The sequence below is a fragment of the Actinocorallia herbida genome (assembly GCF_003751225.1).
GTDB lineage: Bacteria > Actinomycetota > Actinomycetes > Streptosporangiales > Streptosporangiaceae > Actinocorallia > Actinocorallia herbida.
Window position 1 is genome coordinate 4,395,201 of sequence record NZ_RJKE01000001.1, and the last position, 19,736, is coordinate 4,414,936.

Sequence of the window (19,736 nt, forward strand, 5' to 3'; positions counted from 1 at the left end):
CGATGGACTTCGCCCTTTCCGAGGAGCAGAAGCTCTTCCGCGACACGCTGCGGGACTTCGCCAACAAGGAGATCCTCCCCGTGGCGATGGAGTGGGAGGCCTCCGGCCGCTACCCCACCGAGATCGTCGAGGGCATGAAGCGGCTCGGGCTGTTCGGGCTGACCGTGCCGGAGGAGTACGGCGGCCTCGGCGTCGACATGGTGTCGTTCGCGCTGGTCTTCGAGGAGATCTCCAAGGCGTGGATGGGCATCGCGGGCATCCTCGGCAGCCACTCCCTGGCCTGCTGGATGATCGCCAGGCACGGCACCGAGGAGCAGAAGTCCCGGCTGCTGCCCTCCCTGGCGACGGGCGAGCGGCGCACCGGCATCGGCCTCACCGAGCCCGGCGCGGGCACCGACCTCCAGGGCATCTCGACCACCGCGCGCTTGGAGGGCGACCACTACGTCGTCAACGGCGCGAAGACGTGGATCACCAACGCGCGGTACGCGGACCCGCTGCCGGTGCTGGTGAAGACCGACCCGACCGCCTCGCCCGCGCACAAGGGCATGTCGGTGCTGCTCATCGACGCCGGCACGCCCGGCTTCGAGGTCTCCCGCGACCTGCCCAAACTCGGCTACAAGGGCACCGAGTCGTGCGAGATCACCATCAGCGACTGCCGGGTGCCGAAGGAGAACCTGCTCGGCGGCGTCGAGGGGCGCGGCATGCAGCAGGTGCTCTCGGGGCTGGAGACCGGGCGCATCAACGTCGCCGCGCGCTCGCTCGGCATCGCCCAGGCCGCCTACGACGAGGCCCTCGGCTACGCCGCGCAGCGCGAGGCGTTCGGCAAGCCCATCCACGACTTCCAGGCCATTCAGCTGAAGATCGCCGAAATGGGGATCAAGGTCCAGGCGTCGCGGCTGCTCGTCTACTGGGCCGCCTCCCAGGCCGACGCGGGCCAGCGGATCGACATGGAGGCCGGCATGGCCAAGACGTTCGCTTCCGAGGCCGCGATCGAGTGCGCGCTCACGTCCATGCAGGTCCACGGCGGCTACGGATACTCCAAGGAGTTCGTCGTGGAGCGCCTGTACCGGGACGCGCCCCTGATGAGCATCGGCGAGGGCACCAACGACATCATGCGGACGGTCATCGCCAAGGCGCTCATCAGCGGCAAGGGCTCCGTCGGATGACCGCCCGCTCTGCCCTTTATGTCCCGGGGGACGCGCCGGACAAGCTCGCGAAGGCGCTCGGCCGGGGCGCGGACGAGCTGATCGTCGACCTGGAGGACGCGGTTCCGCAGAGCGGCAAGGAGGCCGCGCGCGCGACCGTCGCGTCCTGGCTCGCCTCACGTGACGACCTCTCGGGGCCCGCGGTGTGGATCCGGATCAATCCGGGTGAGCAGGGGCACGACGACCTGCGGGCCGTCGTGGCGCCCGGGGTCGCGGGCGTGTGCGTGGCCAAGGCCGAGGAGCCGGACGACCTCGTGGCGCTCGACGCGCTCCTCGCGTCGTTGGAGGGCGAGCGCTCGGTGGCCCCGCTCGGCGTGGTGCCTTTGCTGGAGTCCGGCGAGGCGGTCTTCCGGGCCCGCGACCTGGCGCGTGCCCCGCGCGTCACGCGGCTCCAGCTGGGCGAGGCCGACCTCGCGGCCGACCTCGGGATCGAGCCCGGGCCCGAGGGCGTCGAGCTGCTGTGGTGCAGGTCCCAGGTCGTCGCGGCGAGCGCGGCGGCCGGGATCGCCGCGCCGATCGCGCCCGTCAGCGTGAACTTCCGTGACCTCGACGGGCTGCGGGAGTCGTCCGAGGCGCTGCGGCGGCTCGGGTTCTGGGGGCGCGCCTGCATCCACCCGGCGCAGGTCGCGGTCGTGAACGAGGTCTTCACGCATTCCGCCGAGGCGGTAGCCAAGGCGAAGGACGTCCTAGCGCGCTATGCGGTCGCGCTGGCGTCGGGCTCCGGTGTCTGCGTGGACGCCGAGGGCCGCCTGATCGACGAGGCGGTGGTCCGCTCCGCACGCCGCCTCCTCGGGTGACCTCGCGCGCCCCCGTGCGCGCGAGGTCGTCTTATGAGCCCGCCGGGGGACCCCGGCGGGCTCTCGCCTTCTCAGTCGGCGATGAGCCGGACCTCCCGGCGGCCCGACAGCTCGCGCTGCCGCCGCACCACGTAGGTGCCGGGCGCGCAGCCCGACGCGCCGTGCTCGGGGTGCAGGAGGTAGACCGGCGCGGTCGCCTCGAAGAGGCCGAGGGCGAGCCGGTCCCGGTCGTGGGCTCCCGCGATCCACCGGCAGACGCCCGGGTCGGCGACGAGGGTGTGCGGGTTCCCGCCGTCCTCGCCGCGCAGGAGGACGACGCCCTCGGGCGGAACCTCGGTCCACCCCGCCCTGTCAGGGGTCGACACGACGCCGGCGAGCATCGCCGACGGGACGACGATGAGATCGCCCTGGGCCTGGAGTCCGTCGATGACGGGGATGTCCGCCTCGAAGTCGAGGTGGTCGAGCGGCACGAGGCCGGTCTGGTGACAGAGGTCGACAAGGGTCACGTTCATGCGCATCACCATGGGGTTCTCGGCGGACCTCAGGTCCGGCGGGTGAGAGTGGCGTACTGGTCGCGGGTCAGGCCGTAGGTCCAGCCCGCAGCGGCGACGGGATCGGTGAGGTGCCCCGGCACGGTCAGGCCGTACCGGCGGCGCCGCCCGTCGCGTTCGACGGAGCCGTTCACCGCGAGGAGCACCCGGGTACCGGCGGTCTCGGTGTTGTAGAGGTGCAGCTCGAAGCCCGAATTGCCGGGATCGGCAGCCGTCGCGATCAGGGCGAGCCCGGCCTGGTCGAGGTAGTCGCCCCAGCCCATCCGCTCGATCGCGCAGCGCCGGATCTCCACGTTGTCCTCCCGGGAGATCCGTCCGGCCGACGGATCCTCGATCACCCATGACGGGACCGTCCTCCCGTGCCAGGAGTGCACCGCCCAGCCGTCGGCGTAGCGGACCGCCGGGCCGTCGGCGCGGTGAAGGCGGACCCTCCCGCCATCGCCGTCGGGCTCGGTGTGGATCTCGACGGGCCGCTCCGACACCACGCACACATGCTCGTGCGGCCACCACCAGCCCGCGGACGACGCGGCGGACATCCACAGGTCGAGGAACCGGACGGCGTCCGGTGGGAGCGCCGGATCGAAGCACCGGCGCGCTCCCTCCACCTCCGCCGCCCAGCCGCCCGACATCACCTGGTACCAGGCGCCGGAGAGGCCCCGCCGCGCGTCCAGGGCGGCCGCGACGCCCGGGGCCAGGACCGCGGCCGCGGCGGACTCGACCGGAAAGCGGATCGAGCGGCGTGCCTCGACGAGCGCGCCGTACGGCCTGACCAGGGAGTCCACGGCGTGCCCGGTGTCCAAGATCCGGCGGCGCAGCGCCATCGCCACCGGCAGCGCGTCGACTTGCTGCGGGAGGGAGCGGACGCCCGGGGGAAGGGTGCTGAGCGCCGACAGCGGCGAGTCGGCCCAGTGGAAACGCGGCGGAGCGAACCCGGCTTCTCGGTACAGCGAGGAGATGGCCGCTTCGGCGGCCGGATGATCGGCGGGCGACGTCGACAGCGTCCTGCCCAGCCATTCCTGACGGATCAGCGCGACTTCCCGTCGCAGCGATCCCGTCATCTCACTAGGGCGTGACGCCCCTTTCCATTGATCATGTGGTTCAGGGTGGCAGACATCTCCGGGCCTGTCCAGCCCCGAGGCGGCCAGGGAGCACCCTGGGAGGACAGCGGTGCTCGTTCGGGGGTCTCGACCCGGGCGGACCCATCACGGCCGCTGAGGCGCTTCTGGACGGGGCCGCACGGGCCGTCAGACGAGGTCGCGGCGGGCGGCGGGGACCGCGGAGACCGCCTCCACGAGGGGGGCCAGTTCGGGGTACTCGGCGGCTTCGGCCAGGGCCTCGCGCAGGGCGCGCTCGTTCGTGGGGCGGGCGGCCTCCAGGAGGGCCCGGCCCTCGGAGGTGACGTTGGTGTAGATGCCGCGCCTGTCCGTCGGGCAGAGGTAGCGCGCGAGGAGCCCGCGGTTCTCCAGGCGGGTGACGAGCCGGGTGGTGGCGCTCTGGCTGAGCACGACGGCGTCGGCGACCTGCTTCATCTGGAGGTGGCCTCCCTCACCGTCGTGCTGGCGGCTCAGCACGTCGAGCAGGGAGTACTCGCGGACGCTCAGGCCGTGCCCGGCCTCCAGCGCCCGTTCGATGTGGGCCTCGATCCTGCCGTGCAGCAGCGACAGCGCGCACCAGCCCTGGGCCAGCGAGGTCAGGGCGGGGTCGGTGGCGGTCATGCGGCAAGGGTATCAAAGCCGAGCCGATATACCGCGTTTGCACGTAGCCAGCGCTTGCAACTATTGTCAGCGCTGGATACATACTCGTGCAATGATTCAGGAGGGCCCTCGTGCCTCTCGCGCTCCTCGCCCTGGCCATCGGGGCCTTCGCCATCGGGACCACCGAGTTCGTGATGATGGGCCTGCTGCCGCTCACCGCCGCCGAGTTCGGGGTCTCCATCCCCGTCGCGGGCTGGCTCGTGACCGGCTACGCCCTCGGCGTCATGGCGGGCGCCCCGCTCATGACGGCCCTCGGCACCCGCGTGTCACGCAAGAAGATGCTCATGCTGCTCATGGTGCTGTTCATCGCCGGGAACGCCCTGTCGGCGGTCGCCCCCGTCTTCGGGGTGATGCTTCTCGGGCGGATCGTCGCCTCCCTCACCCATGGGGCGTTCTTCGGCATCGGCTCGGTCGTCGCCGCGGGGCTCGTCGCCCCCGAGCGGCGGGCCGGGGCCATCGCGGCGATGTTCACCGGGCTGACCGTGGCCAACGTCGTCGGGGTCCCCCTGGGCACGTTCATCGGCCAGACCCTGGGCTGGCGGGTGGCGTTCGGCGGGGTCGCGCTGCTCGGCCTCGCCGCCCTCGTCGGGATCGCCCGGCTCGTCCCGGAGATCCCCGCCCCGTCCGGGGTGCGGCTGCGGCACGAGATCCGCTCGCTCGGCGACGTCCAGGTGCTCCTGGCCATGGCGATGACCGTGCTCGGCTTCGGCGGGGTCTTCGCCGCGATCACCTACATCGCGCCGATGATGACCGAGGCCGCCGGGTTCGCCGAGTCGTCGGTCACCTGGCTGCTCGTCCTGTTCGGCATCGGCATGGTCGTCGGGAACCTCGTCGGTGGGAAGTACGCCGACCGCGCGCTGATGCCGATGCTGTACGCCTCACTCGGCGGGCTCGCCCTTGTCCTCGCCCTCTTCACCTTCACCGCGCGCTCCCCCGTGCCCGCCGCCGTCACGCTCGTCCTCGTCGGCGCGCTCGGCTTCGCGACGGTGCCGCCGCTCCAGAAGCGCGTCCTCGACCACGCGGCCGGCGCGCCCACCCTCGCCTCCGCGGTCAACATCGGCGCGTTCAACCTCGGGAACGCCCTCGCCGCCTGGCTCGGCGGCCTCGTCATCGCGGCCGGGCACGGGTACACCTCGCCGAACATCGTCGGCGCGATCCTCGCCGCGTTGGCACTCGGCGTCGCCGGCGTGTCGCACGGGCTGGAGCGGCGCGCCCCCGTCGCGCTGCCTTCGCCGGCCTGACGTCCGGATTCGCGCCCGCCCAGCCGGGCAATCCATCCGTAACCAGGGTGGAACTGAGCGGACACCGGCATGGGAGACTTTGTTCTCGACGGAATCCACGGGCCCGGCACCGCGAAGGCGCCGGAGACGAGCGGAGGTGAGACGGGTGCGGACAGCGGGCGATCTGCGGCGGCTCGTCCACCGGACCGCGTGGACCAGGGGCCGCGTGGCCCACGGGAGCCATCGGGCGCGGGCCCCGCGGGCCTGATCCGAGGTCCGGACGCGCCCGCGTACCGGCCGCAACCCACTTCTGCACCGCCCGATCCCGCCCGGAGGACTCCCATGGACGTTTCCGCACTCGCCACCTCGTTCGGCGCCCGCCTTCCCGCCTGGGTGCTGGAGGAGATGGCCGACGTGCCCGAAGCCCTGCCCACGGACCGCGAAAGGCTCGACCTCACCAATCGGCTCGCCTCGCGCAACCACCGCGAGGACACAGGCGGCCCCTTCGCCGCCCTCGTCGTGGAACGGGAGAGCGGACGCGTCATCTCGGCGGGCGTGAACGTCGTCCTGGCGTCCGACCTGTCTTCCGTGCACGCGGAAGTGACGGCCTTGTCCCTCGCCCAGACCCGTCTGGGCCGCTGGGACCTGGGCGCTCCCGGCACCCCCGACCTCGAGCTCGTCGTCAACTGGCGCCCCTGCGTCATGTGCTACGGCGCCGCCATGTGGTCCGGCGTCCGCCGCCTCCTGCTGGCCGGCGACGGCCCCGAACTGGAAGAGCTCACCGGCTTCGACGAAGGCCCCATGCGCGACGACTGGCAGGCCCAGTTCGCCGCTCGAGGCATCGAGGTCGCCTACGGCGACTCCCCCCATGAGGCCGTGGCCGTCTTCAAGGAATACGGCTCCCGCGAAGACGCCGTCGTCTACAACGCCCGGGGCGCCTCCTGACCCTTTCGCCCGCCACGTCCGCCCGGAGCCCGTCCGGGCGGACGCCCTCACGGAACCGCCGGGTCCGCATCGCTTCCGCGACGAGTGCCGTCGCCGTCCCCGGGGGGAGATCGGCCCGGCGCTATCCTCTGCGCGTGCCGACCAGCCAGTATGTGCACTTCGCACTGTTCAGCGAGCGCACCTCAGCGGCTGCGGTGACGGCCCACCTCGGCGTCGAACCCGATGAGGCCACCGTCCGCGACAGCCGCCCGGCCGTCCCCGTCACGCACCGCTGGGAGATCTCCTGCCGCGAACCGGGCCTCTGCGTCGACGAACAGATCTCCTGCGTCCTCACCGGACTGCGGCCCCACCTCGACGGCCTCGCCGACCTCGCCCGCCGGCTGCGCGGCGAGTCCCCGGGGGGCGGCGCCGTCCTCGAGATCGTGCGCTGCTTCACCGACGAACGGCCTCCGTCCGGCGAGGCGGACGGCCCCGACCTGTTCGGCCGGCACCTCGATACGGACGTGCTGGACTTCCTCATCGAGACCGGTGCTTCTTCGGACGTCGACGAATACGACCTCACCGGCGACTGACTCACCCTCACCCCCGATCGGCCTCGAACGGCTCCGCGCCGGTCAGGCCAGAGAGGCCTTGACTCGTCAAGGAAGGCGTCCGGCGCATCCGGCCGCAGCCGGAACGAGCGCGTCCACTCGCCGGGCGGGTTCGCGGCCGTGCCTCCCCGTGGTTGGACGCACCACCGTCTTCCGCCGAGCAACCGCACGGCGTCACAGGGGTGGGGGCGGGGCCTGGAGTGCGGCCGACAGCATGGCGGTGAGATCGGCGGTGAAGGCGGCGTGCGGGAGGAGGTGGGGTTCGGGGCGGGCGGCGCGGTCGGCGAGGGCCGCGGTGAGGAAGGCGATGAGGGCGGCGACGCGTTCCAGGGCGACGGGCTCGGGGAGACGCGCGGCCAGGGACTTCTCCAGGACGGAGAGCTGACGGGCGATCTCGGTGCCCGCGAGGAACGGCGGGGCCTCACGGGTGCGGACGCCCGCCTGGCCGGAGACCTGGGCGACGACGCGCAGGAAGTCCCGGCCCTCCTCGGTCTCCAGCTCCGCCGCGATCGGTTCGACGATCGCCGCGACGACCCCCCGGACATCGGCGCCCGCGAGGTCGGCGGACGCGCGGACGGGCTCCATCCGGTCCATCCCCGCGCGCAGGATCGCCTCGAGCAGGCCCTCGCGTGAGCCGAAGTGGTAGGTGATCGCCGAGTCGTTGGCCTGGCCCGCGAGCCAGACGATGTCGCGCGTCTTGGCGGCGGCCACGCCCTGCTCGGCGAACAGCCGGGCCCCGGCCTGCACGAGCCTGGCCCTGGTCTCGGTTGCGTTCCTGGCCATGGGGTGATACTAACAGAGGGCGTTAATAACGAGTGCCGTTAAATCGTGTGTCGCCGAATCCGGAACGCGAGGTCCTGCCATGCGTTACGACCCGTTCGATCCCGACTTCCAGTCCGATCCGTATCCCGCGTATCGCGCGCTGCGCGACGCCGATCCCGTCCATCGGCACGAGTCCCCGCACTATTGGGCGCTGTCCCGGTTCGCCGACATCTGGGAGGCCGTGCGCGATCCCGGCACCTGGTCGTCGGCGCAGGGCCTCACCTTCTTCCCCGACGAGATCACCGCGCTCGGCCTCGCGCCGACCATCGTCATGCTCGATCCTCCGCGGCACAGCATGCTGCGCCGCCTCGTGTCGGCGGGGTTCACGCCACGGCGCATAGGCGGGATGGAGGAGCTGCTGCGCGCGTTCGTCCGCGAGCGCCTGGCGCTGATGGAGCGCAAAGCGGCCGACGGCCGGATCCCCGATCTGCACCGCGACTACGCCTCGCCCCTGCCCACCTTCGCGCTCGCGCACCTGCTCGGCGTGCCCGAGGCCGACCGCACGCGCTTCGATCCCTGGGTCTCCGCGCTCACCACGATCCAGGACGAGGGCCTGAAGCTCGACGACGAGGCGGCCGTCACCGCGGTGGCCGAGATGTTCGAGTACTTCGGCGCCGTCATCACCGCCCGCCGCGCCGATCCCGGCGACGATCTCATCAGCGCCCTCACCGCCGCCGAGGTCGAGGGCGAACGCCTCACCGACTGGGACATCCTCGGGTTCTGTTTCGTCATGGTCGCGGGCGGCAACGACACCACCGGCAACCTCATCTCGCACGGCGTCATGCTGCTCGACGCCGACCACGCCCAGCGCGAACTCCTCGTCGCCGATCCGTCCCTCATCCCGAACGCCCTGATGGAGTTCCTCCGGCTGGAAGGCTCGGTCCAGGCCCTGGCCCGCACCACCACCCGCCCCGTCGTGCTGCACGACGTCGAGATCCCCGAGGGCGAGAAGGTGATGATGCTCTACGGCTCGGCGGGCCGCGACGAACGCGAGTACGGCCCCACCGCCGGCGATCTCGACATCACCCGCTCGATCGGCCGCCACCTCGGCTTCGCCAGCGGCGTCCACTTCTGCATCGGCTCCCACCTGGCCAAACTCCAGGCCCGCATCGCCCTGGAAGAGCTCTACTCCCGCCACCCCCACATCGGCGTCGACCTCTCCACCGCCGAACGCATCTCCTCCCCCTTCACCCGAGGCTGGCACTCCCTACCCGCCACCGGCCTCCTCCCGTCCTTACCGGCCGGGCCGGGCCGCCGTGCCGTGGCGACCCACCTCGGTCCAGCGCGGCGCGGTCCTCGGATGGACGGGCGTAAGCGTTCGGAGCCGGCCGGAGCGCACACGACGCGCCAGAGCGGGCCGGGGCACCTGTTCGCCTGCGCGAGCGAGGCTCGCGGCGCACCTGGCCTCGCAGAGGGGCAGTGTGCGATGCGGCGGGCGCGGAGCGTACCGTCGGGCGGGCGGAGAACCGGGGTGAGGGCCGGCACGGCGATGACGGTCGGCCCGTAGCCACCTGAGGCAGCCGCCGCGGATCAAGGGGCGGATCCCACGGTCGCCGGGGTGACGATTTCGGGGAGGCCGTGTCTCGGACCGCCCGGACACGGGCCCTCCGCCCGTCCGAGTGCGGGTGCGGGTGCGAGCGGGGCGTAGCCCGTGCCGAGCCGACACCGGCTGCGGATCGCGATGCCGTCGCGGGTGCGACGGGCGGGCCGGGATGGCCCGGCACGTCGACACCACCTGCAACGACGCGACGTTCACGAAGAGCCCGCGGACCTCAAGGCCCGGGCCGCCACCGAGGGCGAGAAGGACCCGCTTCTGGGCGGCGCCGCTGTGCCGCGGCGAGCTGAGGACGGTCCGGTGTCCCCGAGCGCGGCGATGGGGTCGGACTGGCGGTGCGATTGCCAGGGGCCGCTGCGGAGGGGTGCTGTCAGGATTTCCTGCGTTTGACCGTTGGGGGGCGGGTGCGGCGGCGGGTTCGGGGAGGAGGTGCCGGGGTGCGCTGCTGGGAGCGGTGTTTGAGGGTGGCGGCCAGGGAGGTGGCGGCGAAGCCGACGAGGCCCACGGCGGCGAAGCGGTAGGCGAAGTCCGCGCGGTCGTCGGTGACGAGCTGCGGCGCGACGTCGCCGCGGGGGTCGGCGAGGATGGGGAGTTCGGTGCCCTGGCCGTACAGGCGGGGCGCACCCAGGGTGCCGTCGTAGGGGCGGCCTTCGGGGTCGGTCAGGGTGTACTCGTAGTAGCAGCCCGAGGCGTTCGCATCGGTCTGCTCGCAGACGGTCCCGGCGACGGTGCCGGTCGTGCGGTCGCCGAAGGCGTTCAGGTAGGCGTCCTTGGGGATGACGCAGCCGCCGATGAAGACCGCCCCGGCGAACAGGAGACCGGTCCAGGCGGGCCACCACGCCTGCTGCCCGTCCACCTTGACCTTCGTCGCCGCCGCGAGCAGGAACGGCGCGCCGAGCGCGGCGATCCCGAGCGGCACCCCGAGGATCCACGGGACCGGCGAGGGGAACGCCGCGATCGCCCAGCCTTCCAGCAGGGAGGCCGCCGCCAGCCCCACGGTGATGAGCGCCGCCCGCACGCCCACGCTCTCCGGCACGAACCGGCGCGGCCCCGCCGCCGTGGGTGCGCCGCCGCGCGCCTCAGGGGTGCCGCGGCGTGCCGCGAGCTCACCGAGCACCAGCGTCATGGCGACGAGCAGGGTCCAGGCCGCGAACGCCACGAGGCCGAGGATGTCGTGGTCCCGGTCGTCGGTCTCGGCCGCGAGCCGGGGCTCGAGGATCCCCGCCGGATCGACGACCACGTCCAGCGGGGCCCCCGGCGCGAGCCCGTCGGCGGCTCCCTCGAGGTCTCCGTCGATCGTGCGCCCGTCGGCTCCGGCCAACCGGTAGACGTCGTAGCCTCCGCGCTTCGTCGTCACATGCTCCACGCCGACGACGACCGCCTGCGTGCGGTCTCCGGCCGCCCGCAGGTAGAGGTTCGCCGGGACGCCTGCCTGCTGGAGTGCGAGCAGGGGCAGACCCGCCAGCAGGCAGGTGGCCACCGCCGCCCACGCGGGCCCCCAGTCGTCCAGCAGCATCCACGCCCCCACCAGCGTCAACGCCGCGCCCAGCCCGATCGCGCCCCCGACGAGCCCGCCCGCCCCCGACGCCCACCCGGTGACCGCGCACACCACGAGCCCGCCGCCCACCAGCACCGCGCCCCGCGCGACGACCTTCCCCCACCCGACTCCGCCCACGACACCCTCCGTCTCATCGCCCCGTCGCCGAGTTCGGACGCCGCCCGCTCCCCCAAGGTTCGCCCCACCCCGACCCCCGTTCCCTCCGTCCACCGGGCCCCCGCCCAGAACCTCTCCGACGAGCAGCTCCTTCACCCACGACGTCCGGGACGAACTCGGCGGCGAGCGCGAGCGCCTGGAACCCGCCCAGAACACAACGCCGCCCTGAGTACGACGATCCGCACGGGACGATCCGCACGCACAAGGCAGTTCAGGAACGACGGCGCAGCGCCCCGGCACCGTTCCCCCGAAGACGACGGTCCGGGCGATCGACCCGCGCGCAGGCAGGCCGACAGCGGACCGCGCCCCCGGAGCGACGCTCCGGATGGACGGTCCGGCTCGACGGGATGGGTCGGTCGTCAGGGCGTGATGGTGCCAGACTCGCTGGGGGCGCCGAGAAAGCGTGTCATCACGGCGTCCAGGAACGCGCCGAAAGCGTCCGGGGTCTCGACCGTTGCGACTTCGACCACGATCTCGTCGGCGATCAGCAGGTCCAGGTCGGCCCAGCCACCTCGGTAGAGGACGAGCACGAGTTCGGCCTCGCCGTCCGGGCCGTGTACGCGGAGCCCGAGCGAGTCGGGATCGGTGATGAGGGCACGGTCGTTCTCCAGCCTGTACGGCCACGCCGTGCGCCCGTCCCGCCAGGTCACAGGACTGACGCCGAGCCCGACCTCCGTCCAGACGGCCGCCCGCGCGACGATCTCGGCGGCGGCTCGATCGAGATCAATGACCCGGTCCATCATGCGACCATTCTCGGTGAATCGGTACGCATACGGGCCGGTCGGGCTCGGAAGACCGGTTGGATCGGCGGGATCGGGCGGGGTGCGGGAAGGAGGGGTGGGATACGGCGTGCACGGGTTCGGGTGTCCGTTCACGGCGGTCGACGGGGGCGAGGTCGATGTGGATCCGGGACCGGAGGCTCCGTCGGTCCGGTTCGACGCCTGGCGCGGCCGCGGGTTCGCGCAGTCGATCGGGGTGGAGGCGCTGACGTCGCGGAGGTCTCCCGGGCGCTGGACGAGGTGGCCGGGGAGGGAGTGGTCGAGCGGGTGCCGTCGACGTACGGGTGGTACCTCACGGTGGGGCAGGCGGGTTCGGCGAGGAGGAGTTCGGCGTGATCGTGGTGCAGCGGGTGCGGACGGAGTGGACTTCGGCCGGGAGAGGGGCTGCGGAGGCGACGGCGCGCGGCCGACTTCCCCGGGCGTTTCCGGTTCCCGTGCCGGACAGGGTGGAGGGGGAGGTGCTCGTGCACGAGGTGATGCTTCGGGAGGCCAGGGGGTACGTGCCGCAGGAGGAGGTCCGGGTGCTCCCGAGGCCGGCGGATCTGGGGTGGTTGAGGCTGCGACCGGAAGCGGATGATGTGGTGCGCGTGGAGCGGCAGCCGGTGCGTGCCTCCTTTCCCGTGATGGGGCGGGTGCTTCCGCTGGCCGGGCTCGGACCGGGGCAGGCGGTGCGCTACCGGGCGAACTTCCGATGGGCCGGGTACTCGATGACCTGGACGTACTGCGAGTGGACGGTCCAGGTCGCGCGAGAACCGGTGCGGGCGGACCTGTTCCTCGGGCGCGCGTACGACATGGAGGTCGACGACAGGGTCTCGCTCTACGGCAAGCCCGCCCGCCCGTCATAGCGGAGGCCATGGCGGTCGCGGCCGCCCTGACCACCGCCCTCCGTCCTCCTCGCCGTCTGCCCGGCCGCGTGCGGCCGGGCAGACGGACGTCGGCGCCCAGGGGAACGGCCGAAGCGGACAGCGGCTCCGCGACCGGTGGCGGGCGGCCGGCGACGGGGACGCGGGTCAGGCTTCGGGGCCCATCAGCAGGACCGGCTTGATGACGGTCCCCTTGTGGGTGTCGGCTTCGGCCTGGTTGATCTGGTCGAGCGGGTAGGAGGTGATGAGCTTGTCGAAGGGGAAGAGGCCCTGCTTCCACAGCCCGATGAGGCGGGGGATGAAGAGCTGCGGGATCGCGTCGCCCTCGTAGACGTAGGTGACGGTCTTCCCGACGAGGCCCGCGGGGTGGACGGTGAACATGTCCATGCCCGCGCCGACGAGGATGCACCGGCCGGGACGGTTGAGGACGTCGACGGCGGCGCTCATCGCGGCGGTGACGCCGGTGGTGTCGAAGGTGATGTCGACGCCGGGACCGCCCGCGCGGATCTCGGCGGCGAGGTTCGGGTCGGCGCCGTCCACCGCACGGGTGGCGCCGAGCTCCAGCGCGGCCTCGCGCCGGGCGGGGTTGAGGTCGACGGCGACGATGTCGCTCGCGCCGGACGCCTTCGCGGCCATGATCGCGGCGAGACCGACCGCGCCGACGCCGAAGACCGCGATCGACTCGCCCGGCGAGAGCTTCGCGGAGTTGAGGACGGCGCCCGCGCCGGTCTGGATTCCGCAGCCGAGTGGGCCGAGCAGGGCGAGGGGGATGTCCTTGTCGACCTTCACCATGTTCCGCTCGGTCGCGAGCGTGTACTCGGCGAACGACGACTGGCCGAACCAGCGGCTGGTGAGGGGCGCGCCGGAGGCGTCCTTGGCCGAGCCGGTGCCGTCGGGGCGCAGGCCCGTCAGGTTGCTCAGCTCGAACAGGGCGCAGTTGGCGGGCGCACCGGAGATGCAGGCCGGGCACTTGCCGCAGTACTCGAAGGTGAGGACGACATGGTCGCCGGGCTCGACCGCGGTGACGCCGGGGCCGACCGCCTCGACGACCCCGGAACCCTCGTGGCCGAGGACCGCGGGCAGGAACGTCTCGCCGAACACCCCGGCGCGGCCGAGCTGGTCGGTGTGGCACATGCCCGCGCCGACCACGCGGACCAGCGCCTCCCCCGGTCCCGGCGCGTCGACGGTGACGGTCTCTATGCTGAAGGCTGCCGCGGTGTCACGGAGGACTGCGGCGCGGGACTCGGTCATGCGAAGATCCAATCTGGGGCGGCGGCTCGGCCCGAAGGCCGACGGGCGCACGGAGCCGGCCCGACAGCCCGGCGAACCGGTCCCCACGGCACACGCCGCGCGGTGCCCTCCTCTGGTCCGCCCCGGCCCGATGACCCACTCCACGCTGCGGCCACTCTTAACCCCGAACCCCGTTCTGTCAACGATCACTTACTCCCACCGCGCGCCGATGGCCCGCGGCTCGCGCGGCCTGAAGCCCGGCGCGTTGGCGAACGGGCCCGAGTCCGCTCTCCCCCTCCGGGCCGGACGCTCGCATCCTCCTACGAGGCGGTGCGCTCCTTCGGCATCGGGCCGGAGGCGCTGCACCCGCGCCCCTTCCCGACCCCGACCGGAGGAGCGCTGCGGGCGGTCCCCGTTCCAGGCCGCGCCCACGCCGGTGCTGCGGCTCGGGCGGACGGGCTCAGTGGTGGGCGTGGGTGTACTCGTCCAGGCGGCGGAGCATGGCGGCGAGCATGAGGAGGAACATGGCGACGTGCGCGGCGACCATCAGGCCCTCGCCGTCGATGACGTCCAGCCACAGGAGCGGGAACAGCGGGACGGCCGGGAGGAACATGGCGGCGCACATCTCCAGGGTGGCCGGCCATCCGTGGCCGCGGAAGCGCATCCAGGCGGCCATCCCGACGGACATGTCGAAGGCCATGAGGAGGTAGGCGGGCTCCGGGTCGCGTTCGTAGGAGAAGTCGAGGACTCCCAGGGCCGAGCGGAGCATGCCGAGCAGCAGCATGCCCGCGAACATCGCGAGGACCATCTCCAGGTAGTGGAGCGCGAAGCGCCCCCAGCGCCGGGCCGGCCGTGCCGGCGTCGTCTCTTCCATGCCCCGACGATCCCGTGCGGGATCCCGGCGGCCCAGCCCGCGGCCGGAACGGGTCCGGAATCTTGGACACCAGGTCCGTCCGGCGTAGGGTCCGGGCATGGACGGGCGGAGGATCGTCGTCGTGGGCTACCACGCGGCGGAGCTGCTGGACATCGCGTGCGTCACGTCGGCGTTCGCCGCCGCCAACGTCCGCGCTCGGCGGCCGCACTACGACACCGTGCTCGCGACGCCGGGCGGAGCGCCGATCACCTGCGGGAGCGGGCTGACGCTGCGGGGGCAGTGCGCCCTGGAGCGCGTCACCGGGCCGCTGGACACCCTGATCGTCTCCGGTGGCCTGGGGCACGAGGAGGCCGCCGCCGACGCGCGGCTCGTCGGTGATGTGCGCAGGCTGGCCCGGGAGAGCCGGCGCGTCGCCTCGGTCTGCACGGGCGCGACGGTCCTCGCGGCGACGGGCCTCCTCGACGGGCGGCGGGCGACGACCCACTGGAGCTTCGCCGAGCGCCTCGCCTCGCGGCATCCCGCGGTCACCGTGGACCCCGACCCGATCTTCATCCGGGACGGCGCGGTGAGCACCGCCGCGGGCGTCATGAGCGCCCTGGACCTCACGCTGGCGTTCATCGCCGAGGACCACGGCCCGGCCTTCGCCCGGGACATCGCCCGGCATCTGGTGACGTACCTCCAGAGGCCCGGCAATCAGGCGCAGATGAGCATCCACACCGCGCCCGCGCCCGTCGGCGACGGCGTGGTGGACGGGGTCGTCGAGCACATAGTCGCCCACCTCCACGAAGACCTGACCGCGGCCTCCCTCGCCGCCCTGGCCGGTGTGAGCGAACGCCACCTCACCCGGCTCTTCCGCCGCCACACCGGCCTCACCCCCGGCCGCTACGTCCGCCGTGCCCGCACTGAGGCGGCCGCCCACCTCCTGTCGGGCACCGCCCTCCCGCTCCCCTCCATCGCCGTCCGCTGCGGCTTCAAGACCCCCGAAACCCTCCGCCAGGCCTTCACCGACCGCTATGGGCTCTCCCCCAGCCGCTACCGCCACACCCAGTCCCCACCCGAAGACTGACCGCGTGCTCCACCGAGCCGTCCGCCCGCGGCCGTGGGTTCGGAGACTCAAGCGGCGGAGCTTCATGGGCCGGAGGTCGGCGAGGTCCTGCTCGTCAGAGGAGAAGGCCGAGGGCGGAAGAGGGAGGCGCAGGGCGAGGAAGGGGTCGGCCGGCGGCTCGGAGGGGTGCCCGTCCTCCGGGCCGCCGGACGTTCTCAGGGCGCGGGATCCGCCTTGGGGCGGTTCGGGCGCCAACAGGCGGCGAGGAGGGCCAGGCCGCCTCCACCGCCCAGGAGGGCCGCGACGGCCAGACCGGGGAGGCCGTCGAGGGTGAAGCCGATCAGGTGGTCGGCGGACCAGCGGCCGGGGCCCAGCGCGCCGAGGGCGCACGCCGCGATGATGATCATCAGGACGTACTCGTAGCCTTCGCCGGGGCGGAAGATGAAGAAGCCGTTCCTGATGTGGTTGGCGATCAGGGCGACGGTCATCGTGCCGACGACGGCGGCCGCGGCGAGCGCGTTGAGCAGGCCGAGGAGCAGCAGGGCGCCCGCGCCGAGTTCGGCGAGGGTGGCGAACAGGGCGTGGACGCGTCCAGGGCGGATGCCGATGGACTCGAACCAGCGCGCGGTGCCGGGCAGTTTCCCGCCGCCGAACGCGTGGTTCCAGCCGTGCGCGAGCATGGTGATGCCGAGGGTGGCGCGCAGCAGGGCCGCGGCGAGGTCGATCTCGATCATCGGCCGGTCACCGCCCCGCCTGCGCGAGTACCGCGGCGCGGTCGGCGCCGGAGGCGACGTGCGCGCGGTACCTGACGAACAGGCCGGGCGCCCCGAAGGACGCGACGCCCCTCAGCACGCCCCCGGTGAAGTACCCCAGGACGGTGCCCTTCACCGGGCCTCCTTCGAGTCCCTCACCGTGCAGCGTCACCACCTCGTCGGCGGCGCCCGTACGGCCGACCGTCTGCACCTTCATGCCGAACTGGTCGGACCACACATAGGCGGGTCCCGCAGTCGGCGCTTCGGTGCCGGCGATCCCGCACGCGACGGCCGCGGCCTGGTCGATCGTGGTCGTCCAGTGCTCGGCCCTGTGGTGGCCCGCCGCGTCGCCGTCCCACCAGGCCGCGGCGTCGCCGACGGCCCACACGTTCTCCGTGCCGACGACCCTGCCGGAGGCGTCGCAGGCGAGACCGTCGCGGGTGGTGAGGCCCGTGCCGTCCAGCCAGGCGAGGTCGGGGACCGCCCCGACGCTCACCAGGATCACGTCGGCCGTCAGGGTGGCGCCGTCGGCGAGTTCCACCGTGCGGGCGTCCACGAACCGGGCGAACGCCGAGCCGCACAGCAGCTTCACGCCGCCCTCGGTGAAGAGCCGCGCCGCGAGCCCTCCACCGCGCGGGCCCAGCGCCCGTTCGCACGGCACGGTGCCCGCCTCCAGGACGGTCACCTCGATGCCGCGTTCCGCGGCGGCGCAGGCCACCTCGGCGCCGATGAACCCGGCCCCGACGATGAGGAGCGAGCGCGCGGTCTCCAGCGCGTCGCGCAACGCGAGCGCGTCGTCGAGGGTGCGCAAGGTGAACACGCCGGAAGGCTGCTCGGGAAGAGTCCGCGCGACGACGCCGGTCGCGACGACCACGGCGTCCCCGGTGACCGATTCGCCGTCGGCCAGCTCGACCGTCGTCCCGCGCAGGCCCACGGCCCGCGCACCGAGCCGGGCCGTGACGTCGAGCTCGGCGAGCGCCGAGTCGTCGCGCAGCACGACGCGCTCGGGCTCCCACTGGCCTTTGAGGATCTGCTTGGACAGCGGAGGCCTGTCGTAAGGCGGGTGGGCTTCGGCGCCGACCAGGGTGATCGGGCCGGTGTGGCCCTCGGCGCGCAGCCGCTCGATCGTCCTGATCCCGCCGAGGCCCGCGCCGACGACGACCACATGTGCCTGCTTGGCCATCGCGTCAGTCCGACGCGGGCAGCGGCTTGGCGGACTTCTGCGCGACCTCGGCGCCGTTGACGGAGACCGCGTGGTCGCCGCCCATGACGCACAGCAGCTCCACGTCGACCCCGTCGACGGTGTAGCGCTTACCGAGCAGGACGCCGGAGCCGGCCCCGGCGAGGGCCGGGGACTTGGCGGCGACCTGCTCCTCGGACATGTCGAGCCCGCCGCAGGTGACGGCGAGGTCGTCCTCGGGGGCCCGGACGACGACCAGGGCGGTCCCGTCCACGGTGCTCCGGAGGGTCTGTCCCACACGCAGCTTCATCGGGTGCTCCTTCTTGCCTGTGTACAGGGGGTTCTAGCGGGCGACGGTGCCGACGAGCTTCACGTCGAGGTACTCGTCGATGCCCTGGGCGCCGCCCTCGCGGCCGAGGCCGCTCGCGCCGACGCCGCCGAACGGGGCCGCGGCGCCGGTCGGGTCGATGTCGTTGACACCGACGATGCCGAACCGCAGCGCCTCCGAGACGCGCTGGGCCCGGCCGAGGTCGGTGGTGTAGACGTAGGAGGCGAGGCCGTATTCGGTGTCGTTGGCCCGCCGGATCGCCTCGTCCTCGTCGTCGAAGGGGATCACCGCGGCGACGGGACCGAAGGTCTCCTCGCGGTAGATGCGCATGGTCTCGTCCACGTCGGCCAGGACGGTCGGCGCGTAGAAGGTCCCGGCGTCGAGGCCGTCCTCGGTGAGGCGGTGGCCGCCGACCAGCAGCCTGGCGCCCTTGGCGACGGCGTCCTCGACCTGCCCGGACACCTTCGCGACGGCGGCCTCGTCCACGAGCGGCCCGATCGAGACCCCGGCCCGGTCCCCCGGCCCGGCGGCGAGTTTGCCGACCCGCGCGACGAGTTCCGCGGTGAACGCCTCGATGACGGACCGGTGCACGAAGATCCGGTTCGGGCTGATGCACGCCTGGCCGGTGTTGAGGAACTTCACCAGCGCCGCGCCCTTGGCCGCGTGGACCGGGTCGGCGTCGGGGAACACCAGCATGGGCGCGTGCCCGCCGAGCTCCATCGAGACCCGCTTCATGGTGGCCGCGGCCCGTGCGCCGAGCAGCTTGCCGACCTCGGTGGACCCGGTGAACGTCAGCTTCCTGACCTCACGCGCGTCGAGCAGCCTGTCGCCGACGGCCTCGGGACGCGAGGTCGTCACCAGGTTGACGACCCCGGCGGGCAGCCCCGCCTCGGCGAGGATCTCGAAGACCGCCACCGCGCACAGCGGCGTCTGCTCGGCGGGCTTCAGCACGACCGTGCAGCCCGCCGCCAGCGCGGGGCCCACCTTGCGGGTGATCATCGAGATCGGGTAGTTCCACGGCGTGATCGCGGCGACCACGCCCACGGGCTGGCGCAGCACCGTCAACCGCTGGTCGGCCCGCGCCGAAGGGATCGAGCTGCCATAGACGCGCTTGGCCTCTTCGGCGAACCACGCGAGGAAGCCGAGCGCGTACCTGACCTCGTTGCGGGCCGCCTTGAGCGGCTTGCCCTGCTCCAGGGTCATCAGCGCCGCGAGGTCCTCGGCGCGCTCGGCCATCAGCGCGTGCGCCTTCCACAGCACCTCGGCGCGCCTGTAAGCGGTCTCCTTGCGCCAGGGCTCGAAGGCCTCGGACGCGGCGGCGATCGCCCGGTCGGTCTCGGCCGCCCCCGCGTCGGCGGCGGCGCCGATGACCCGGCCGGTCGCCGGGTCGGTGACGTCGAAGGCCAGCCCGTCGTCGGCGCCCTGCCACTTGCCGTCGATGAACAGGGTCTCCCCGGTCCGCACGCGCTCTCCGATCGACGGTTGCACATCAGTCATAGTGTCCATGATCCCCGAGGGTTCCGTCCCGGCGG

At 73.0% G+C, this 19,736-nt stretch carries 21 protein-coding genes; 9 read left to right on the top strand and 12 right to left on the bottom strand.

Annotation, left to right across the window (positions count from 1 at the left end; genetic code table 11):
• The first annotated feature begins 2 nt into the window (after nt 1–2).
• Nucleotides 3–1,166, top strand: a complete 1,164-nt coding sequence (locus EDD29_RS20320; protein ID WP_123665930.1) for an acyl-CoA dehydrogenase family protein — start codon at nt 3–5, stop codon at nt 1,164–1,166.
• Nucleotides 1,163–2,002 (top strand): HpcH/HpaI aldolase/citrate lyase family protein, encoded by an 840-nt coding sequence (locus EDD29_RS20325; protein WP_123665931.1) that lies wholly within the window; start codon nt 1,163–1,165, stop codon nt 2,000–2,002. Before EDD29_RS20320 ends, EDD29_RS20325 begins: the two co-directional genes overlap by 4 nt.
• 71 nt (nt 2,003–2,073) lie before the next feature.
• Here the strand turns inward: EDD29_RS20325 and EDD29_RS20330 are convergent, their stop codons facing one another.
• The 3 genes from EDD29_RS20330 to EDD29_RS20340 form a co-directional block, all read right to left on the bottom strand.
• On the bottom strand, nt 2,074–2,514 hold the full coding sequence (locus EDD29_RS20330; protein WP_211359808.1) for a hypothetical protein: 441 nt from the start codon (nt 2,512–2,514) through the stop codon (nt 2,074–2,076).
• Between the two features lie 29 nt (nt 2,515–2,543).
• A complete protein-coding gene (locus tag EDD29_RS20335; protein ID WP_123665932.1) occupies nt 2,544–3,611 on the bottom strand; it encodes a DUF6745 domain-containing protein in 1,068 nt (355 codons plus the stop codon).
• 186 nt (nt 3,612–3,797) lie between these two features.
• Entirely contained in the window at nt 3,798–4,268 is a 471-nt protein-coding gene (locus EDD29_RS20340; protein WP_123665933.1) for a MarR family winged helix-turn-helix transcriptional regulator, read from the bottom strand.
• A gap of 110 nt (nt 4,269–4,378) precedes the next feature.
• On the opposite strand from EDD29_RS20340, the gene EDD29_RS20345 reads away from it, so the two are divergent.
• The 3 genes from EDD29_RS20345 to EDD29_RS20355 all read left to right on the top strand — a co-directional run bounded on the left by EDD29_RS20345 (nt 4,379) and on the right by EDD29_RS20355 (nt 7,044).
• Nucleotides 4,379–5,548: an MFS transporter gene (locus tag EDD29_RS20345; RefSeq protein WP_123665934.1), complete on the top strand. Its 1,170-nt coding sequence runs from the start codon at nt 4,379–4,381 to the stop codon at nt 5,546–5,548.
• Nucleotides 5,549–5,869: 321 nt separating this feature from the next.
• The gene (locus tag EDD29_RS20350) at nt 5,870–6,472 is read left to right on the top strand and encodes a nucleoside deaminase (protein WP_123665935.1); all 603 of its coding nucleotides are present in this window, start codon (nt 5,870–5,872) and stop codon (nt 6,470–6,472) included.
• 134 nt (nt 6,473–6,606) lie between these two features.
• Nucleotides 6,607–7,044 carry a DUF4279 domain-containing protein gene (locus EDD29_RS20355; RefSeq protein ID WP_123665936.1) on the top strand — a complete coding sequence of 146 codons (438 nt, stop codon included), beginning with the start codon at nt 6,607–6,609 and terminating at the stop codon, nt 7,042–7,044.
• 192 nt (nt 7,045–7,236) lie between these two features.
• Here the strand turns inward: EDD29_RS20355 and EDD29_RS20360 are convergent, their stop codons facing one another.
• A complete protein-coding gene (locus tag EDD29_RS20360; RefSeq protein WP_123665937.1) occupies nt 7,237–7,845 on the bottom strand; it encodes a TetR family transcriptional regulator in 609 nt (202 codons plus the stop codon).
• A 79-nt stretch (nt 7,846–7,924) separates the two neighbouring features.
• Between EDD29_RS20360 and EDD29_RS47740 the strand changes: the two genes are divergently transcribed.
• Nucleotides 7,925–9,391, top strand: a complete 1,467-nt coding sequence (locus tag EDD29_RS47740; RefSeq protein WP_123665938.1) for a cytochrome P450 — start codon at nt 7,925–7,927, stop codon at nt 9,389–9,391.
• Nucleotides 9,392–9,809: 418 nt separating this feature from the next.
• Here EDD29_RS47740 and EDD29_RS20370 read toward each other — a convergent pair whose 3' ends face one another.
• Both EDD29_RS20370 and EDD29_RS20375 read right to left on the bottom strand, forming a co-directional pair.
• Nucleotides 9,810–11,114 carry a hypothetical protein gene (locus EDD29_RS20370; protein WP_123665939.1) on the bottom strand — a complete coding sequence of 435 codons (1,305 nt, stop codon included), beginning with the start codon at nt 11,112–11,114 and terminating at the stop codon, nt 9,810–9,812.
• Between the two features lie 398 nt (nt 11,115–11,512).
• The gene (locus EDD29_RS20375; protein WP_123665940.1) at nt 11,513–11,896 is read right to left on the bottom strand and encodes a hypothetical protein; all 384 of its coding nucleotides are present in this window, start codon (nt 11,894–11,896) and stop codon (nt 11,513–11,515) included.
• Here EDD29_RS20375 and EDD29_RS48140 point away from each other — a divergent pair.
• Nucleotides 11,895–12,509, top strand: a complete 615-nt coding sequence (locus tag EDD29_RS48140) for a DUF6896 domain-containing protein (RefSeq protein ID WP_425454978.1) — start codon at nt 11,895–11,897, stop codon at nt 12,507–12,509. The genes EDD29_RS20375 and EDD29_RS48140 overlap by 2 nt on opposite strands.
• Before the next feature lie 46 nt (nt 12,510–12,555).
• The gene (locus tag EDD29_RS44945; RefSeq protein WP_148086029.1) at nt 12,556–12,777 is read left to right on the top strand and encodes a hypothetical protein; all 222 of its coding nucleotides are present in this window, start codon (nt 12,556–12,558) and stop codon (nt 12,775–12,777) included.
• 165 nt (nt 12,778–12,942) lie between these two features.
• On the opposite strand, the gene EDD29_RS20385 is transcribed toward EDD29_RS44945, so the two are convergent.
• Both EDD29_RS20385 and EDD29_RS20390 read right to left on the bottom strand, forming a co-directional pair.
• Entirely contained in the window at nt 12,943–14,046 is a 1,104-nt protein-coding gene (locus EDD29_RS20385; protein ID WP_123665942.1) for an NAD(P)-dependent alcohol dehydrogenase, read from the bottom strand.
• A 439-nt stretch (nt 14,047–14,485) separates the two neighbouring features.
• Entirely contained in the window at nt 14,486–14,899 is a 414-nt protein-coding gene (locus tag EDD29_RS20390) for a hypothetical protein (RefSeq protein ID WP_123665943.1), read from the bottom strand.
• Nucleotides 14,900–14,996: 97 nt separating this feature from the next.
• On the opposite strand from EDD29_RS20390, the gene EDD29_RS20395 reads away from it, so the two are divergent.
• The gene (locus EDD29_RS20395; RefSeq protein WP_123665944.1) at nt 14,997–15,965 is read left to right on the top strand and encodes a GlxA family transcriptional regulator; all 969 of its coding nucleotides are present in this window, start codon (nt 14,997–14,999) and stop codon (nt 15,963–15,965) included.
• 194 nt (nt 15,966–16,159) lie between these two features.
• Here the strand turns inward: EDD29_RS20395 and EDD29_RS20400 are convergent, their stop codons facing one another.
• From EDD29_RS20400 to EDD29_RS20415, 4 genes are read right to left on the bottom strand one after another with little or no spacing between them, the layout of a single operon-like run.
• A complete protein-coding gene (locus EDD29_RS20400) occupies nt 16,160–16,678 on the bottom strand; it encodes a DoxX family protein (RefSeq protein WP_123665945.1) in 519 nt (172 codons plus the stop codon).
• Nucleotides 16,679–16,685: 7 nt separating this feature from the next.
• Entirely contained in the window at nt 16,686–17,879 is a 1,194-nt protein-coding gene (locus EDD29_RS20405) for an NAD(P)/FAD-dependent oxidoreductase (protein ID WP_123665946.1), read from the bottom strand.
• 4 nt (nt 17,880–17,883) lie between these two features.
• Nucleotides 17,884–18,186 (bottom strand): hypothetical protein, encoded by a 303-nt coding sequence (locus EDD29_RS20410; protein WP_123665947.1) that lies wholly within the window; start codon nt 18,184–18,186, stop codon nt 17,884–17,886.
• 33 nt (nt 18,187–18,219) lie between these two features.
• Nucleotides 18,220–19,701 (bottom strand): NAD-dependent succinate-semialdehyde dehydrogenase, encoded by a 1,482-nt coding sequence (locus EDD29_RS20415; RefSeq protein ID WP_211359809.1) that lies wholly within the window; start codon nt 19,699–19,701, stop codon nt 18,220–18,222.
• Nucleotides 19,702–19,736: the final 35 nt, after the last annotated feature.

Coding starts and splice junctions, on each gene's coding strand:
- EDD29_RS20330 (WP_211359808.1), bottom strand. CDS start 2,514: ATGAACGTGACCCTTGTCGACCTCTGTCACCAGACCGGCCTCGTGCCG.
- EDD29_RS20335 (WP_123665932.1), bottom strand. CDS start 3,611: ATGACGGGATCGCTGCGACGGGAAGTCGCGCTGATCCGTCAGGAATGG.
- EDD29_RS20385 (WP_123665942.1), bottom strand. CDS start 14,046: ATGACCGAGTCCCGCGCCGCAGTCCTCCGTGACACCGCGGCAGCCTTC.
- EDD29_RS20325 (WP_123665931.1), top strand. CDS start 1,163: ATGACCGCCCGCTCTGCCCTTTATGTCCCGGGGGACGCGCCGGACAAG.
- EDD29_RS20395 (WP_123665944.1), top strand. CDS start 14,997: ATGGACGGGCGGAGGATCGTCGTCGTGGGCTACCACGCGGCGGAGCTG.
- EDD29_RS20360 (WP_123665937.1), bottom strand. CDS start 7,845: ATGGCCAGGAACGCAACCGAGACCAGGGCCAGGCTCGTGCAGGCCGGG.
- EDD29_RS20375 (WP_123665940.1), bottom strand. CDS start 11,896: ATGATGGACCGGGTCATTGATCTCGATCGAGCCGCCGCCGAGATCGTC.
- EDD29_RS20405 (WP_123665946.1), bottom strand. CDS start 17,879: ATGGCCAAGCAGGCACATGTGGTCGTCGTCGGCGCGGGCCTCGGCGGG.
- EDD29_RS20415 (WP_211359809.1), bottom strand. CDS start 19,701: ATGACTGATGTGCAACCGTCGATCGGAGAGCGCGTGCGGACCGGGGAG.
- EDD29_RS20320 (WP_123665930.1), top strand. CDS start 3: ATGGACTTCGCCCTTTCCGAGGAGCAGAAGCTCTTCCGCGACACGCTG.
- EDD29_RS20350 (WP_123665935.1), top strand. CDS start 5,870: ATGGACGTTTCCGCACTCGCCACCTCGTTCGGCGCCCGCCTTCCCGCC.
- EDD29_RS44945 (WP_148086029.1), top strand. CDS start 12,556: ATGGGGCGGGTGCTTCCGCTGGCCGGGCTCGGACCGGGGCAGGCGGTG.
- EDD29_RS20410 (WP_123665947.1), bottom strand. CDS start 18,186: ATGAAGCTGCGTGTGGGACAGACCCTCCGGAGCACCGTGGACGGGACC.
- EDD29_RS48140 (WP_425454978.1), top strand. CDS start 11,895: ATGCGACCATTCTCGGTGAATCGGTACGCATACGGGCCGGTCGGGCTC.
- EDD29_RS47740 (WP_123665938.1), top strand. CDS start 7,925: ATGCGTTACGACCCGTTCGATCCCGACTTCCAGTCCGATCCGTATCCC.
- EDD29_RS20340 (WP_123665933.1), bottom strand. CDS start 4,268: ATGACCGCCACCGACCCCGCCCTGACCTCGCTGGCCCAGGGCTGGTGC.
- EDD29_RS20400 (WP_123665945.1), bottom strand. CDS start 16,678: ATGATCGAGATCGACCTCGCCGCGGCCCTGCTGCGCGCCACCCTCGGC.
- EDD29_RS20390 (WP_123665943.1), bottom strand. CDS start 14,899: ATGGAAGAGACGACGCCGGCACGGCCGGCCCGGCGCTGGGGGCGCTTC.